This window comes from Candidatus Edwardsbacteria bacterium RifOxyA12_full_54_48, from assembly GCA_001777915.1.
Lineage (GTDB): Bacteria > Edwardsbacteria > AC1 > AC1 > EtOH8 > UBA2226.
Genome location: MFFN01000004.1, coordinates 780,515 through 796,566 on the forward strand (window position 1 = coordinate 780,515; position 16,052 = coordinate 796,566).

Genomic DNA, 16,052 nt, shown 5'->3' on the forward strand with positions numbered 1-16,052 from the left:
AAAAATACCAGGGAAAACCTTAGAAAAGGGCCATTTAATGGATAACCAGAATATCAAAAGCCAGCAAAACAACACCATAAAATACATTGACGTCCTTCTCCAGGATTGGAAGCTGATAGCCTTTATTACCGGAGCCATCGGCTTGGTCACCTTGGTATATCTGCTATTCTTCTCCAATCCGGTATATAAGGCCCAGTTGACGATATTGCCGACCGGAGAGGAGGCCGGGACATTTTCCGCACTGTCGGTAATGGCCAACGAACTGGGGGTGGATATTCCCGGGACCAAGGTCAAGATCAACACTCCCCAGATCTACCAGCGGATCATCGCCAGCCAGCGGATGACAGATTCCCTGGCCCAGAAGGCTTATCAGGGAAGAAAGGAGAATGGTCCGCGGACCCTGGCCCAAGTGCTGGGCATCAAGGAGAAGAATCCGGAACTGATGAGGTATTTTCTTCATGAGGCGGTTATGGGCATGATCAAAATGCCCATCTCCATCAAGGAGGGGACCCTGGATATAATGGTGACCTTCAAGGATCCCGACATTGCCTCGCAGATGGCCAATTACATCGTGGAGCAGCTGGATACCTACAACAAATATTTTCGCAAAAGCAAGGCCGGCAACAATCGGAAATACATTGAAGAGCAATTGAGCAAAGCCAGAGAGGACCTGAGGAGGGCCGAACAAAACCTCACCTTTTTTAGGGAAAATAATCGCCAGCTGATGTCGTCCCCGTCGCTCCAGCAAGAAATGGTCCGCCGGACCAGGGATCTAAGGATTCAGGAAGAAATTTTTGTTATCATAACCAAGGAGTATGAAAAGGCCAAGCTCCAGGAGATCAAGGATATCCCGATCATCGATATCGTAGAAAAAGCCCGCCCGCCGGCTGTCAAGAGCAACTCCCGGACCAGGGTTTTGCTGGCCTCCATAGCTTTCGGCCTGTTTCTGGGAATTGCTTTTATAATCGGCCGGGAATACCTGAAGGAATCAACCATCATAAGCGATATTCAGGCCACCCAGGGCTACCAGATATTTGCCGGCGACATTAAAAAGATCGTCAATAAAATATTCCCCAAGTTCAGAATATGAACATCCTGGCCCTGATACCGGCCCGCAGCGGGTCGAAATCGATCATCAATAAAAACATCCGGCTGTTGGGCGGTAAACCTATGCTGGCTCATTCCATCGAACATGCCCAAAGGGCAAAGCTTGTCACCAGGATCATTGTCAGCACCGACAGCCGGCGCTATGCGGCCATTGCCGACAAATGCGGAGCCGAGACCCCTTTTCTGCGACCCCGGGAGATCTCAGGCGATCGCTCGACAGACCTGGAAGTATTTATTCATGCCTTGGAATGGCTGCGGCTCAATGAGGACTATCAACCGGAGATCTGCGTACATCTAAGGCCGACCTATCCCATAAGGAATTCCGAGGATATCGATAAAATGGTCCGGATCATTATTGAAAACCCAGGGATCGATTCCGTCCGATCAGTGGTGCCGGCCCCCGAGACCCCTTTTAAAATGTGGTTTCGGGATGGCCAGGGAAACCTTTCCCCGGTCATAGCGAACGATATCAAGGAAGCCTATAACCTGCCGCGTCAGTCACTGCCAAAAGCTTATCTGCAAAATGCTTCTATCGACGTGATAAGAACAAGCGTGATATTGGATAAAAGATCGATGACCGGCGATGTCATTCACGGATACATCATGGATCACTTCTGGGATATCGACCAACCGGATCAACTGAAGACCGTCAGAAAGATACTCAAGGCCAAGTGATGGATAATAAGACATTCTGTTTCGATATTGACGGGATCATCATGTCGCTGGTGCCAGGCAACGATTACTCCCTGGCCCGGCCCCTGCCGGAAACGGTCAGCCTGATAAACCGGCTCTATGATCGGGGCCACCGGATAATATTGTTCACCGCCCGCGGCTATGTGACGGGGATCGACTGGGCCGAGACCACCCGGCAACAGCTTGAATCCTGCGGCCTCAGGTACCACCAGCTGATGTTCGGAAAACCGGCGGCCGATTATTATATCGACGACAGGATGATCAGCTTGGAGCAATTGAAGGACCAGTTCGGCCAATAATGCATTTTCTTGGGAGATAAAATGAAAGAATTTTTCAAGGGCTTGTTCATCTTCGAGATGGCCAACAACCATCAGGGCAGCGTGGAGCACGGGCTTAGGATCATCGAGGAGATGGGCGCCCTGTCCAAAAAGCACGGGATCCGGGCCGGGGTCAAGCTGCAGTACCGGGAGCTGGACACCTTCATCCACAAGGACCATATCAATTCCGGGGCGAGCAAGCATGTCAAACGGTTCCTGGATACCCGGCTGAACGCCAGCCAGTTCCAGCAGCTGGTGCAGGCCATCAAAGAGCAGGGGATGGAGGCCATCTGCACGCCATTCGACGAGCCCTCGGTGGCCCTGCTGGTGGAGCACGGCATCTCCATCATCAAGATCGCCAGCTGCAGCGCCAACGACTGGCCCCTGCTGGAAGAAATATGCAAGACCGGCAAGCCGGTGATAGCCTCCACCGGCGGCCTGACCCTGCCGCAGATAGACAAGATAGCCAGCTTTTGCGGCCACCGGCATACAAATTTCGCCCTGCTGCATTGCGTGGGGGTCTATCCGGCCGGCAACCAGAGCATCAACGCCGGGTTCATAGACAAACTGCGCAACAGGTATCCCGGCACGGCCATCGGGTATTCCGGGCATGAGGCTCCGGACAACCTGGATGTGGTAAAGATCGCCGTGGCCAAGGGCGCCCAGATCCTGGAGCGGCACGTGGGGGTGGAGACAGATAAAATAAAACTTAACGCCTATTCGATGAATCCGGTCCAGACCGGCAAGTGGCTGGAGGCCGCCCTGCTGGCCAGGGCCATTTGCGGCCCCGGAGAAGACAAGCAGGTCACCCGGGATGAGCTGGATTCTTTACGGTCCCTGATGAGAGGGGCCTTTGCCGCCGGCCATGTCAAAAATGGGGAGGTCTTGTCCCGGGACAAGGTCTATTTTGCCATACCCTGCCTGGAGGGACAGACCACGGCCTTTGAATATCACGAATCGATGACGGCCGCCGGCGATTACCGGCCCGATCAGCCGATAAAGGAGATACGCGGGGAACGAAGCAAGATAGACCTGGTCCGCAGCGTGGTCCACGAAGTGAAAGGCATGCTTAACGAGGCCAATATAGTGCCGGGTAGCGATGTTTTGATAGAACTTTCACATCACTATGGGATCGAACGGATCAGGGAATATGGGGCGGTGATCGTGGACATCGTCAACCGGATGTACTGCAAAAAACTGCTGATAGTCCTTCCCGGGCAAAAACACCCCACCCACCATCACAAAACCAAGGAAGAAACCTTTCACCTCCTATCAGGCGATATTGAGATAAATCTGGGGGACAACCAGCTGGTAAAAATGACGCCAGGGGACACCCTGCTGGTTGAACCGGGTACCAGGCACAGTTTTACCTCCCGCAGCGGGGCCATCATCGAGGAGATCTCCACCACCCATATCAAGGGCGATTCCTACTACGATGACGAGGCAATAAACAAAAAGGACCTGCTGGAGAGAAAAACAGTAGTGGAGAACTGGTAACAGCATGATAAGACCATTAAACTGTGCCCTGTGCGGAAGCGGAAAGATAACCTCAGTCTATAACGGAGCCATTCGGGCCGGGAGTTGGGGGAGCGTTACCTCTAAGAAATACCAGGTGCTTAAATGCTCCCATTGCGGGGTAATCTTTTTGGATCCTTTTCCGAAAATGAATTACAGCGAAAAGAACTATAGGCTGGACTATAACGGATCGGCGGAGATCGAAACATACCATCGACTGCACGACAAGGAACAGGCTTGGTACCTTGACTTGGTAAAAGGCCTTGATCTAAGCGGCAAAACGGTCTGCGATGTCGGCTGTGGGGGCGGGTCCTTCCTGAAACGTATCAAGGGTCAGGCCAAGAGGACCATCGGCATCGAACCTTTTGCCGGATATCACCGGGCCCTGAGAAGCCGGGGGCATTCAGTTTTCAGCGGGATCGATGCCTTAATGGCGGCTGAAGGAAAATCACAAGTTGACCTGGCAACCAGTTTCCACGTTATAGAGCATGCAGAGGAACCGGTCGCGTTTCTGAAAAGCATCCGGGAGATATTAAAACCCGGCGGCCGGGCGGTTTTGGTGACCCCCAACGCCGATGATATCCTTATGAAGATGGGATCCGGCCCATACCAAAAATTCAACTACCGAACGGCTCATCGTTGGTACTTCAACCAAAGGTCCCTGGGATACATTGCCCGAAAAGCGGGATTTAAAAAGGCCCGCTTTGGTTTCAGGCAGAACTTCGATCTTTCGAACTTCGCCCTGTGGATGAGGGATGGGAAGCCGACAGGCAACGCCTCGGTTGATCTTTTTTCGGACGACATCAACCTGGCTTGGCAGAAGTTTTTGGAAAAGGGCCGGATGGCAGACACCATTATTCTCGGTTTAAGCAAATAAGATGAAATCGGTCTGGAGAGATATATGAGCATGGTTCCCACCAGTTTTATCAGTGTGCCCTGCAACCTTTGCGGGAGCAATGACACTGAATTACTCACAAATGTACGGGAGAACCAAGATGGGAAAGAGATAATTTTCAATCTGGTGAGATGTAAAAAATGCAGTTTAACATATGTAAATCCAATGCCGTCTTCGGAAACTATCGGTTTGTTTTATCCCCAAACATATTATTCACACCAGAACCCAGCAAGGAAGAAGAATTTCAAAAAATACTTGCAGTTGATTGCCCGGCAAAGCTATTTGAATGATTCAAATGCGAAAGGTTTATTAAAAAAAGCAATTATTAAATGCATCGGAACAATTTTAAACCAGCAGATAGATATTGTTGTTCCAAATATTAAAAACGGAAAGATATTGGATGTTGGGTGCGGTAATGGGGATATGATCGCCTGGATGAAAGAGTATGGTTGGGATATTTATGGCACAGAGATCAGTAAAAAAGCCTGTGATTTTGCGGAAAAACAAGGACTTAAGATATATTGCGGGCAGCTTAAAGATGCATCTTTTTCGATTGATTTTTTTGACGTTGTTACCATTAACCATGTTCTGGAGCATGTTCATGATCCTTTGTCGGTACTCACAGAGTGCAATAGAATACTAAAGAAAGGCGGCCTATTAATCGTTGGCGTTCCCAATTATAATTGTTATGACAGTATGTTATTCGGGACAAATTGGTCACAACTTGATGTTCCCCGCCATTTATATCATTTTACTATGGATACTTTGAATCAAATGTTAAATATGGCTGGCTTCAAAATTGACAAATGGAAATATAAGACGATACCTTTGCCCTTCTATGATACGCATAATGTTAATAATGCAAAAGTAAATTGTACGAACAAAAAACTGATTATTTTAAAATTCAAAGCATCAGTTATAAAGTTTGCAAGGTATGTGTTCAGTAAAAATAAAGGGCAAAGATTTTGCATAAATTTGACAGCTTATGCCAGAAAATCATAACAATATCCATTTATGTTTGTTTTCAGGTCTCTTTGATCAAATCGTTGAGGAATCGGACTGGACGTGGCCGATGAAGATATGAATCGAATAACCGGGGCCATGGTTCGGCATTTAAATAATTAAAAAACATATGTTTAGTAACCTGCTTTCAAAATTATACTGGAGTTCGATATATAATATTTCCGACATGCTTGCCTTGCTGCAATCAAGCATTGGCCTGGAACCGGTATATGTCAAGACGGCATACTCGGCCCTGAAGCAGTGGCAGTATAATGTCAACAAAAACAGAGAGACCCATGACAAGAAGATCGGGATCGTCGCTTTCCGTAATCATACCTGGGCGGAATGGGCGGCGTTCGCGGCCCATTATATTTACAACATGGGATACCAGCCGGTAGTGATTTTCAGCGGCAGGGAAATAGCCAGCCTTTATCCCAGAGACCGCATAATGGAAAAGGCCGGCTTGGATTTCTGGTCGGCGTTTTTAGAGACCGAGTACATAGAAAAAGTTGACATTGATAACTTCATCCCCTCAGACGAAAAGACAAAGAACGGCTATTCCGCTTTCGCCGAGGACCACGCCCACACCATGGCGGCTTATAATCTTCGGGTGGAAGAGTACGAATCCCATGTAATGGCGGATGAATACCGGCAGGAATACCAGCGATCTTGCAAAATCCTGGTGGAAACGGCGGCAGCCGCGGAAAAACTATTTTCCGAGATCACCATCGAGAGGCTGATATGCCCTTCCGGACTGATCGGCCGCTCGGCGGCTTTTCTGGAAGCGGCGGCCAGGAAAAACATTAAAGCGGTCTTCGTTGAGGGCTGGGCCATGCGTCCCGGGCATATGATATGGGCCTATAATCGTCCGGCATTGATCTATGACATCAAAGGCTGGATGGAGGCACTGGGTGAGTGGAATCAACAGAGGGAGAATGATTCCACCATCTTCAGGAATTTCCAGGAATACCTCTCGCTGGACCGGGATGATGAATGGCTGGAGGATTTTCACCCGGTGCAGAGAAGCACCAAGGATGAAGATTACCCGGCCGACCTACGGAAGTTCCTGTCCCGGCCCGGGCCATTGTTCCTTTGCGGGACCAATGTGGTGGGGGACAGTTCGACCCTAAGGCGGGCGGTGGCATTCAAAAACCAGAAGGAGTGGCTGGAAAAACTTATTGCCTACTTTAAGGCGCACCCAGATCTTCGCCTTATCATACGGGCCCATCCCGATGAGGTATGGCAAAGGGCCAGGGTCAAGATAGGGGATTACGCTGCAGAGCTGGCCAGGGGCATTGGTAATGTTCAGGTGGTAAAAGGAAGCGATGATGTCAACACCTACTCTCTGGTGGAAAGGGCCGACATCGGCCTGGCCTGGCTCAGCAACATCGGCATAGACATGATAATCCGGGGCAAGCCGGTGATCATGGCGGCTTCTCCCAAATATGACGACCTGGGCATCGTGGACGTCCCCAAAACCCAGGAAGAATATTTTAAAAGGATCGAACAGGTTTTGGCAAGGCCGGTGCCTCCATCCATTGATGTAATAAATAGGGCAAAATATTACCAGCGGATCGTCTTCAAGGAGATGTCGCTGAGGGCGGCCGGCAAGAATTATTTGACCAGCGAATATCGCATGAACCAAAGGACAGTATTTAACGAAAGGGAAAAATTTTTCCGGATACTGGTGGGCGAACTGGATGAAAAGGGCCGCAAGACGGCTTAGTGCCGGCGGATATTGGTTTGAAACAATTATTCATCAAATACAAGAACATCTCCCTGTTCACCTCTTCGGCTGTGGTATTGAACCTTTCCAGCCTGATCAGCGGCTTTCTGGTCTATCGCTGGATAGATCCCTACTACATAGGCATCTGGCAGGCCATGATGCTGGTCCAGACCTACAGCGCTTTCCTGCGTCTGGGCATCATCAACGGGATGAACCGGGAACTGCCGTTTTGTCTGGGAAAGGGCGACACCGGGCAGGCCTATAAATACGCCGAGACCGCCCAGTACTATAGTCTGGCCAATATCATAATATTTGCCGTCCTGGCCCTGCCGGCATTTTTCTTTGTAAAAATTAAACCAGACTGGTATTTCCCGTTGTTCAGCATCGTCATCGTCATCTGCCTGAACTTCTATAATGCCTATCTGGCCGGGACCTTCCGGGCTAATGCCGACTTCGAAAAGCTGTCATATATCCAGCTCATTGATTCTGCCCTTCGGATCATCAGCCTGGCCCTGGTTTACTTTTACGGGTTCAAAGGATATTGCCTGATGCAGATCTTTCTGGCGGTTTTTATCACAGTGATCACGCATTTATGGCGGCCGATAAGGGTCCGGCCGGTGTTCCATCAGGCGGCATTCCAAACATTGCTGAAGACAGGATTGCCCATTTTTGCCGGATCGTACTTTTTTAATTTTTTCAACACCCTGCCGCGTTTGGTCCTTATAAAATACGGGTCTATAGAGATGCTGGGATTATACGCCCCGGTGCTTACCCTGATCGGCGCCATGGGCATCCTCCCCGATTCCATCGGAACATATTTGTACCCCAAGCTGTCGTTTCAGCTGGGGACGGACAACGATCCCAAACGCATCTGGAAGCAGTCATGGAAGTCTCACCTGGCTTTATTGGCCATAGCGATCCCCTTGGCGGTGGCAGGCTATTTGACCATACCATATATCATCGACACTTTCCTGCCCAAATACATCAGGACCAAGGATATAATAAATCTGGGACTTATGGCAGGTGTGTTCTTCAGCTTTAAATTCGGCTACACCATATTGATCACCCTTAAATCATGGGCCTATATGTCTGTCTATATAATTGCTTTCGGCCTTTGCCAGTATTTCTTGCCTTTGGCAACGCTACGATATTATGATCCGCTTAAGGCGGTTGTCCTGGGACAGGCCATATCCTTCATCGCCATGTATGTCATCTCGATAGCCATCAATTACCTGGCCACCCACAAACTTCGCCGGAACGCTGCCGCACAATGAGATCTTTGGCCCAAATAAAAAAGGACCCCCGGGGCTATTTGCTGAACCGGTTGGATTACCTTTGGATCATTTTGAAAATGCGCCTGAACGCGATTACAGTAAGGCTGGTCCTGGCGGCCAGGGGCATAGAATGCGGCAAGGGCTGCGCCTTTTACGGCTGGCCCCATTTCCGGAGGCATTTCCTGAGCAAGATCGAGATCGGGAACGACTGCCGGTTCCGGTCCGATTACCTTTCCAACCTGGTGGGGATAAACAGGAAATGCCTGGTCTCCACCATGAATGAAGGGGCAAGAATAAAGATCGGCAATAACTGCGGCTTCAGCGGAACAGTGATAGGCTGCGGCGAATCGATCACCATCGGCGACAACGTATTGTGCGGAGGGAACACCTTCATCACCGATTTTGACTGGCACCCGATCAAACGCCAGAAGAATTCAAATGCGGAGGTAATTGCAACCCCTGTGGTTATAGAGGACAATGTCTGGCTGGGCTTGAATGTAGTGGTGTTGAAGGGCGTCACCATAGGCCGGAACAGCGTCATCGGCGCCAACAGCCTGGTGGTAAGGTCAATACCTGAAAACGTGGTGGCGGCCGGCAATCCCTGCCGGGTAATACGTAAGTTAAACGAGGAATAATACCAATGAAACTAAAACAATATGCGGAAACAGTATACACAATTATTAGAAATCTAATTCTAGGTGGTAATGTTATCTCACTATCGCTCTTGAACAAACCAAGAAGTATGATCGGGTATGTGTCGGAAATACTTTTTCTTTTCAGGACGTTAAATCCCAAAAGCGGCATAAGACAAAGTAATGTTTTAAAGGTATTCCCTTTTGATAGCACTGAATCAATAACACTGGGCAATTTAAAATCGAGCACCTGGTTTTTTGCATCGGCCTCCTATTTGACGGATCTGATAAGCCTTTGCATGATTTGCCGGTCTATAAAACCCAAAACCATATTCGAGATCGGCACATTTAATGGGTATACCGCGTTGCATATGGCTTTAAATACGCCAGCGGATGCAGTAATACATACGCTGGATCTGCCGACAAATGAAGAGATAAAACCCAAGTTAAATACCACCATTACAGATGATGAGCATATAGTATTATTGGGTAAAACTCAAAAATATTGTTTTGAAAAGAGTGTCGTTGCTTCTAAGATACACTGCCTATATGGTGACAGCGCAAACTATGATTACTCGTCGTATTTCAATAAAGTGGATCTTTTCTTCATTGATGGTGCTCATTCCTACGAATATGTCCGTTCCGATACCCTGAATGCCATCAACTGTTGCCACCCCGGGAGCGTAATCGTTTGGCATGATTATGGAAGATCTGGGCTGAATGGAGTCTCCAAGTGGCTGCTGGAGTTTTCCGGGCAGGGTTATGAAGTAATATCAATACCTGGCGGTTCTTTGGCTTTTACCATTATTAAATGATATGTAGTTGTCCCCGGATCCAATCAACGTATAGTCAATAGAAACCCCGTAATTATTTAATAAATATCACCCAGTGATTTCATTTAAGCATAACTTGGAATTGACCAATTAGCATCGACAGTGTTATAAGGGAATGGAAGATTATCAAATGAATAAGGGCTCCCCAAAAAAGGAAAGATGGATATTGCTGTTCCTGGGGCTGTCCTTTGCGATATATGCCCTGTTTCATACCTCCGTTTTTTTCGAGGAGCTGTCCCTGACTGCTCCGGTAACCCTTACCATGACCGCTCTGGGTCTGGGGTTCTTTTGTCTTGCGGCCGTTATCAGCACTGGGATGAGCAAGGAAGAGGGCGGGCTGTTCCCGGCAGAATCGCATAAATGGGTAGTGCTTTTCGTCCTTTCCATTTTATTGATGTCGGCAGTGGGATTGTATCTGAACAACCCCATTGGTTTATTCTATATGGACTTTGAGGGGGTAATAATTCTTTTCGGCTCGATCTTACTCGGAGCCAGGAGAAAAAACTGGGAGCACATCGATAAATTAGTAATACTGCTTTTAGCATACGCTGTCATTGTAAATATACTGTCACTTCCGTTTATAAAATCCATTGACAGGGTCGTTACCGAAAGTTCCGTGACAAATAAATTGCAGGTGCTGCTATACCCGGTGTTGTTTTACATATATCTCTTCAAGTACCGGGTCCGCAGGCTGGACAAACTAATAATCATGGGGGCATTTGTTATTTTCATAATAGAGCAGATATTGTTTCAAAAAAGAATGCCTAGCATGAGGATAATATTTACGCTATTGGTGATGACCTATCTGCAGAATATCACCACCCGTCCAAGCTTTTGGGCATATTTGGGGAGCATAATCAAGAGAGTGATGCTCTTTTTTATCCCGGTAGTGGTCGGAGTGTTGATCATCAGCAGTACGGTGGGACTGAAAATGTCCGACTCCCTTCAAATGTTCAATGAACGGGTAACCGGGAAATACGGTTTTGTCAGAAACATTATTTACGATGGACGGGTATATATTACTTATGTGGTAATACAGGACCTTGTGTCTGATTACAGTTTTATATTAGGCAAAGGTTTCGGGGGGTATATCATTGATTCCAGGCTTCATTATTTTGTGGAAGCAGAGGGCGGTCTGTTCAACGGCACCTCCTCGATCGAGATCGGGCACACCTGGCCGCCCTGGAAAGGTGGGCTGCTTTTCTGGATATCGATAAATGCCCTTTACCTAAGCCTGGCTTTTTCATTTCGTAAATATAAAAACGCATACTTTAGCATGGTCTGTTGGGCGTTTGTCCTTACGCATTTTATATTTTTGTTTGGGGATAATGTCTGGACTGGTCCCCACCAATTTTATTTAATTCTTCTTGGAGCTGCCATTGGTCATCTTTTGGGGCATAACTCTTATAAGAAATTTGACCTTGGCGGCAGGCTGGCGCTGTGAAAATAGTAATTGTCATAAATTTTGGTTTCCCCAGGGGCATGGCCAGCACCAGCCGGGCGCGACATTTGGCAATGGGAATAACTGAAAACGGCAGCAAGGTTGAGATATTAATACCAAAACCCACAGAATATCCCAATAACGTTTTAAACGATCATTTGCATGGAACTATGGATGGGTGCGCATACAGGTATACTTCAACCAGCACCATAATACCGGGCAATTATTTTAAATGCAGATATATGGTCCTAAAAGGATTCATTGCCTGCGCCGGGGATTTGTATAAAAACCGTAAAACACTAGATGCCGTAATTTTATATTTACGATCGATCAATGGAGTGGCATTCTTGTCTTTCTGGTGCAAATTATTAGGCATCTCAATTATTCTCGAATTGTGTGAATGGTCAATATCCCACCGCAATACGGATCTTAAAACAAAAATCCAGAACTGGTTTTTAACCACGCCATTATTTCTTTTCGCCGACGGTGTTATTGCCATCTCATCATTCATAAAACAGAGGGTGTCTGATTTTTCAGACATAATTAAAAGAGATATCCCCTGTCTGATAACCCCAATACTGGTAAAAACCGATAACTATAAATGCAATACCCCCTATAATCCCAATGGTGATCTTCTATTCTGCGGGATATTGGACCAGACGGATATCGTTTTATTTTTGCTGAAAGTAATGGTTGAGCTTAAAGAAAACGGCTTAACCCGAAAGCTGGCAATCACCGGCAAGGCATTTAACCCTAGCAACTTGGAACGATTAAAGAGTGATATCCAAAAAAGAGATTTGTCAGAGTTGGTTATTTTAAAAGGCTACCTACCCGAAGAAGAATTGATTAAATCTTATTGCAGTGCTTCGGCACTATTAGCTCCCCTGCCCTCGGGCGACCGTTCAATTGCCAGATTCCCAAACAAAATAGGCGAATATTTGGCTTCCGGCCGGCCGATAGTAACAACCAGTATCGGTGACATTCCAAAGTATTTAACCAACGAAGAGTCTGCTTATTTGGTTGACCCTGATGACGTGAAAGGTTTTGCCAATGCCGTTAGGGATGTCCTGAACAATCCGGTAAAAGCAGAGAAGATCGGTAGGAGGGGCTGCGAGGTTGCCGGGAAATATTTTGATCCGAAAGCCAATGCTAAGCTGATAATGGAGTTTATTGAAACAATAAAGGCAAAAGCGTAAATTCTATGAACATTTTGAATAAAGTTGTTTTTAAACTGTGTTTAAGGATGGCATCAGATCACCAAAAGGCTTACGTTTATGCCAGATATCTGGGAGTCAAGATTGGGACCAACGCAAGGATCACGGGAAATGTCACCTTTGGCTCGGAGCCATATCTGATAGAGATCGGCAACAACGTGACCATCACCCAGGAGGTCAAGTTCAACACCCATGACGGCGGAGTGGGGGTATTGCGACAAAAACACCCCGGGCTGAATGTCTTCGGAAAGATCAGGATCGGCAGCAACGTGTTCATCGGTGCCGCCGCCCAGATCATGCTTGGAGTGACGGTCGGCAACAACGTGGTGATAGGCGCCGGCAGCATCGTCACCAAAGACATCCCCGATAATGTAGTGGCCGCGGGGATTCCGGCCAGGGTGGTCAAGACCATCGATGAATACGAAAAACAATCTTTGGAACGCGGCGTTCTCATTTCCGCCGGCTCCGAGGCCGAAAGAAGGAACGCTGTGGAAAGAGCGGTACGGGAGAAGAGGGCCTAGGGTGCCGCTGAACGATCACATAAAAAACAAAGCCCTGACCATCGGCCATCAGCTGTTCGCCAATCTGCTGGGGTTCCTTAAGATCAAGGCCGGATACATCCGCTCCCGGACCGGCGCCACCCACCGCAAGTTCTCCCTTAAGGACAGCCTGGCTTACATCGACAGGATGAAATCTGATTATGACAACTTCGGGTCTTTGGGGGATGTTAGCCGATGGGATATCCTGGAGATAGGCCCGGGTGACAATCTGGGGATCCCGCTTTTGTATTTTGCCGCCGGGGCAAAAAAGGCCACCGCATTGGACCGGTTCTACTCCTATCGGGACGCTAATCAGCAAAAGGCCATCTATGATGCCCTTATTGAGAGGCTGCCGGCAGAGCAAAGGGAACGGGCGGAAAAAGCCTTCAGCGATCGGGCGGAAAGCAAATTCAACCCCGAGGCCATAGAATGCCTTTACGGAACCGGGATAGACGATCCGAGGATCATCGATCGTCTGGGAAAGTATGACCTGATAATTTCACGGGCGGTGATGATGGAGGTCTGCAATCTGGAGCAGGCCCTGGAGAACCTGGTCCGGATGCTCAAGCCCGGAGGGCTGATGCTGCACAAGGTCGATTTTAGGGATTACTGGATGCTCTCCAAGCACCATCACCCCCTGACCTTTCTGACCATCGACAATAAGCTTTGGAAAATGATGTCCAGCCACCGGGCAAACTCCAACCGCCGTCTTTTAAATGTCTATTGCGAAGAGCTGGGAAGGTTGGGGTTGACGGTAGAAATACCGCAGCGGACAAAATACCAGGCGAAGGACCACGATGAAAACAAGTGGCTGTCCCAGATAAAAGACAAACTGCTGCCCCGATATAAAATATTGCCGGACGACATACTGTTAACCAGCGGAGCTTTTATAGTTGCTAAGAAGCCGAACGTCTGACATATTTGCCGCGGCCACCTACCTGACCGGCTGGTGCCGTTTGTGGTGGCTGACCCACCGCCACCGGCTGACGGTGCTGGTCTATCATGACCCCTCCCCGGAAAGCTTCCGGACCCATATTAAGCACCTGAGCCGATGGTTCAATTTTATCAGTCTGGATGATTTCCTGAGCGGCCAAAGGCTTCCGCCCTGGCCGGCCGTTATAACCCTGGATGACGGATATAAGAACAATTACAAATTGTTGCCGACGATCAAAGAATTCAAGCTTAAGCCGGTGGTTTACCTGAATTCAGCCCTGATCGGAACCGATGACAGCTTTTGGTTTGAAAAGATCCCGTACAAACTAAGAGAAACCCTGAAGGAATTGCCGGACGAACTGCGCCTTAAGGCTGTGGCCGAGGGAAAAGAAGCGGGGGCGGAAGGCAGCTGCCTGACCATGGAACAGATAGGGGAACTGTCATCGGCCGGGGTCGAATTCGGGTCCCATTCCCGCACCCATCCGGTATTGATCCAGTGCGACAAAGAAAAGATAAAAGACGAGATATCCGGCTCAAAAACGGAACTGGAACAAAAGCTGGGGTTGCCGGTCAAGCACTTTTCCTATCCCAACGGGGATTATAACCAGCAGATCACCGGCATCGTAAGGGAAAGCGGCTATATAAGCGCCAGGACCATCCGCAACGGCTGCAGCCGGGCCCAAGACGATCCCTTTCAGCTCCGGGCCCATAATATTTCCGATGATGCCGGGTATTTCAAGCTGATCTGCCAGAGCTGCGGCCTGTTCGTCCTGCCTTCCATGATCCGGACCTGGGGGGAGAAACTGCGGGCCCGGCCGTATCGCAAAGAGGATTCCCTCAATGTTCTCTTGACCATCGATTCCCTGGGGGTCGGCGGGGCGGAAAGACAGCTGATAGAACTGGCCCGGGGCCTGGCGGATAAGCCCGGCATCAACTGCCAGGTGCTGGCCATGTCCCGTCAGGATCATTACACGGCCCTGCAGGATTCCGGGATCATTGTCCACCGGCTGGTACGCAGGGTCCGGCATGACTGGACCGTCTTCCTTCGGATGTATGGGCTGTTGAAAAAACTGCGCCCCGATATTGTGCATTCCTGGGACTATATGACGGCCATTTATGCCCTTCCGGCCTGCAAGTTACTGGGCATAAAGTTCATCAACGGGGCTATCAGGTATTCATCGAAAAGGCTTGACCGGCTGTACAAATTGAAAGCGGCCGTAACTTTCCCCCCCTCCGACGCCATTGTGGCAAATTCTTTGGCCGGCCTTAAGGTCCACGGGCTCGAAGACAAAAGTAAGGCCCGTGTCATAAACAACGGGATCGACCTCGGCCGCTTCAGCCGGGGTAAAGCAAAATCAAAAAAAGATTTGGGCATCACCACCAAGAACGCAGTGGGAATGGTGGCCACCTTTTCGGATTACAAAGATTACCCCACATTTGTAAAGGCTGCCCAAAAAATACTTGCAGTCCGTGATGATGTCACCTTCATTGCGGTGGGGGACGGGCCTGGCCTGGATTCCGTAAAACAGTCGGTATCTGATGAAAACAAGGGGAAGGTCATATTCACAGGCCAGCTGAAGGATGTTGAATCCGTTATACCACTGTTTGATGTGGGAGTTTTGGCGACATTTGACGAAGGATTCCCCAATGTGATCATGGAATACATGGCCTGCAAAGTACCCTCAGTCGCCTCTGGGGGCGGTGGTACCGGGGAGCTGATCAATGACGGGCGTAACGGTTTTTTGGTGCAACAGGGGAATGTCGAGCAAATGGTTGAAAGGATAGTCTCCTTGCTCGATGACGGAAAGCTGGCGGCGGAAATGGGGGCCAGGGGATATGAAATGGTCTGCAATTTAAGCCATACGGCGATGACGGTTAAATATCTGGAACTATACCGTCACACCTCGGGAAAAAGATAGGTACAATGCCCG

15 protein-coding genes are annotated in these 16,052 nt (G+C 48.8%); all 15 read left to right on the plus strand.

Translation table 11 applies throughout. The features are described from left to right. Window positions 1–37 precede the first annotated feature (37 nt). The 15 genes from A2273_05160 to A2273_05230 all read left to right on the plus strand — a co-directional run bounded on the left by A2273_05160 (window position 38) and on the right by A2273_05230 (window position 16,040). Window positions 38–1,090 (plus strand): hypothetical protein, encoded by a 1,053-nt coding sequence (locus tag A2273_05160; protein OGF07854.1) that lies wholly within the window; start codon window positions 38–40, stop codon window positions 1,088–1,090. Next, window positions 1,087–1,782 carry a hypothetical protein gene (locus tag A2273_05165; protein OGF07855.1) on the plus strand — a complete coding sequence of 232 codons (696 nt, stop codon included), beginning with the start codon at window positions 1,087–1,089 and terminating at the stop codon, window positions 1,780–1,782. Before A2273_05160 ends, A2273_05165 begins: the two co-directional genes overlap by 4 nt. After that, a complete protein-coding gene (locus A2273_05170; GenBank protein ID OGF07856.1) occupies window positions 1,782–2,099 on the plus strand; it encodes a hypothetical protein in 318 nt (105 codons plus the stop codon). The genes A2273_05165 and A2273_05170 overlap by 1 nt, the downstream gene beginning before the upstream one ends. Before the next feature lie 21 nt (window positions 2,100–2,120). Beyond that, window positions 2,121–3,614, plus strand: coding sequence for a hypothetical protein (locus A2273_05175; GenBank protein ID OGF07857.1), 1,494 nt, complete (start codon window positions 2,121–2,123; stop codon window positions 3,612–3,614). Window positions 3,615–3,618: 4 nt separating this feature from the next. Beyond that, complete coding sequence (locus tag A2273_05180; GenBank protein ID OGF07858.1) at window positions 3,619–4,509, plus strand: hypothetical protein; 891 nt, start codon at window positions 3,619–3,621, stop codon at window positions 4,507–4,509. Window positions 4,510–4,533: 24 nt separating this feature from the next. After that, window positions 4,534–5,529, plus strand: a complete 996-nt coding sequence (locus A2273_05185) for a hypothetical protein (protein OGF07859.1) — start codon at window positions 4,534–4,536, stop codon at window positions 5,527–5,529. A gap of 187 nt (window positions 5,530–5,716) precedes the next feature. Further along, on the plus strand, window positions 5,717–7,255 hold the full coding sequence (locus A2273_05190; GenBank protein ID OGF07860.1) for a hypothetical protein: 1,539 nt from the start codon (window positions 5,717–5,719) through the stop codon (window positions 7,253–7,255). A gap of 17 nt (window positions 7,256–7,272) precedes the next feature. Next, on the plus strand, window positions 7,273–8,529 hold the full coding sequence (locus A2273_05195) for a hypothetical protein (protein OGF07861.1): 1,257 nt from the start codon (window positions 7,273–7,275) through the stop codon (window positions 8,527–8,529). 41 nt (window positions 8,530–8,570) lie between these two features. Beyond that, window positions 8,571–9,164 carry a hypothetical protein gene (locus tag A2273_05200; GenBank protein ID OGF08033.1) on the plus strand — a complete coding sequence of 198 codons (594 nt, stop codon included), beginning with the start codon at window positions 8,571–8,573 and terminating at the stop codon, window positions 9,162–9,164. A gap of 5 nt (window positions 9,165–9,169) precedes the next feature. Beyond that, the gene (locus A2273_05205; GenBank protein OGF07862.1) at window positions 9,170–9,976 is read left to right on the plus strand and encodes a hypothetical protein; all 807 of its coding nucleotides are present in this window, start codon (window positions 9,170–9,172) and stop codon (window positions 9,974–9,976) included. A 133-nt stretch (window positions 9,977–10,109) separates the two neighbouring features. Beyond that, window positions 10,110–11,438 carry a hypothetical protein gene (locus A2273_05210; protein ID OGF07863.1) on the plus strand — a complete coding sequence of 443 codons (1,329 nt, stop codon included), beginning with the start codon at window positions 10,110–10,112 and terminating at the stop codon, window positions 11,436–11,438. Beyond that, complete coding sequence (locus A2273_05215) at window positions 11,435–12,631, plus strand: hypothetical protein (protein OGF07864.1); 1,197 nt, start codon at window positions 11,435–11,437, stop codon at window positions 12,629–12,631. Before A2273_05210 ends, A2273_05215 begins: the two co-directional genes overlap by 4 nt. Window positions 12,632–12,678: 47 nt before the next feature. Next, window positions 12,679–13,170: a hypothetical protein gene (locus A2273_05220; GenBank protein ID OGF08034.1), complete on the plus strand. Its 492-nt coding sequence runs from the start codon at window positions 12,679–12,681 to the stop codon at window positions 13,168–13,170. 1 nt (window position 13,171) lies between these two features. Then, the gene (locus A2273_05225; protein ID OGF07865.1) at window positions 13,172–14,104 is read left to right on the plus strand and encodes a hypothetical protein; all 933 of its coding nucleotides are present in this window, start codon (window positions 13,172–13,174) and stop codon (window positions 14,102–14,104) included. Next, window positions 14,082–16,040, plus strand: coding sequence for a hypothetical protein (locus A2273_05230; GenBank protein OGF07866.1), 1,959 nt, complete (start codon window positions 14,082–14,084; stop codon window positions 16,038–16,040). The genes A2273_05225 and A2273_05230 overlap by 23 nt, the downstream gene beginning before the upstream one ends. Window positions 16,041–16,052: the final 12 nt, after the last annotated feature.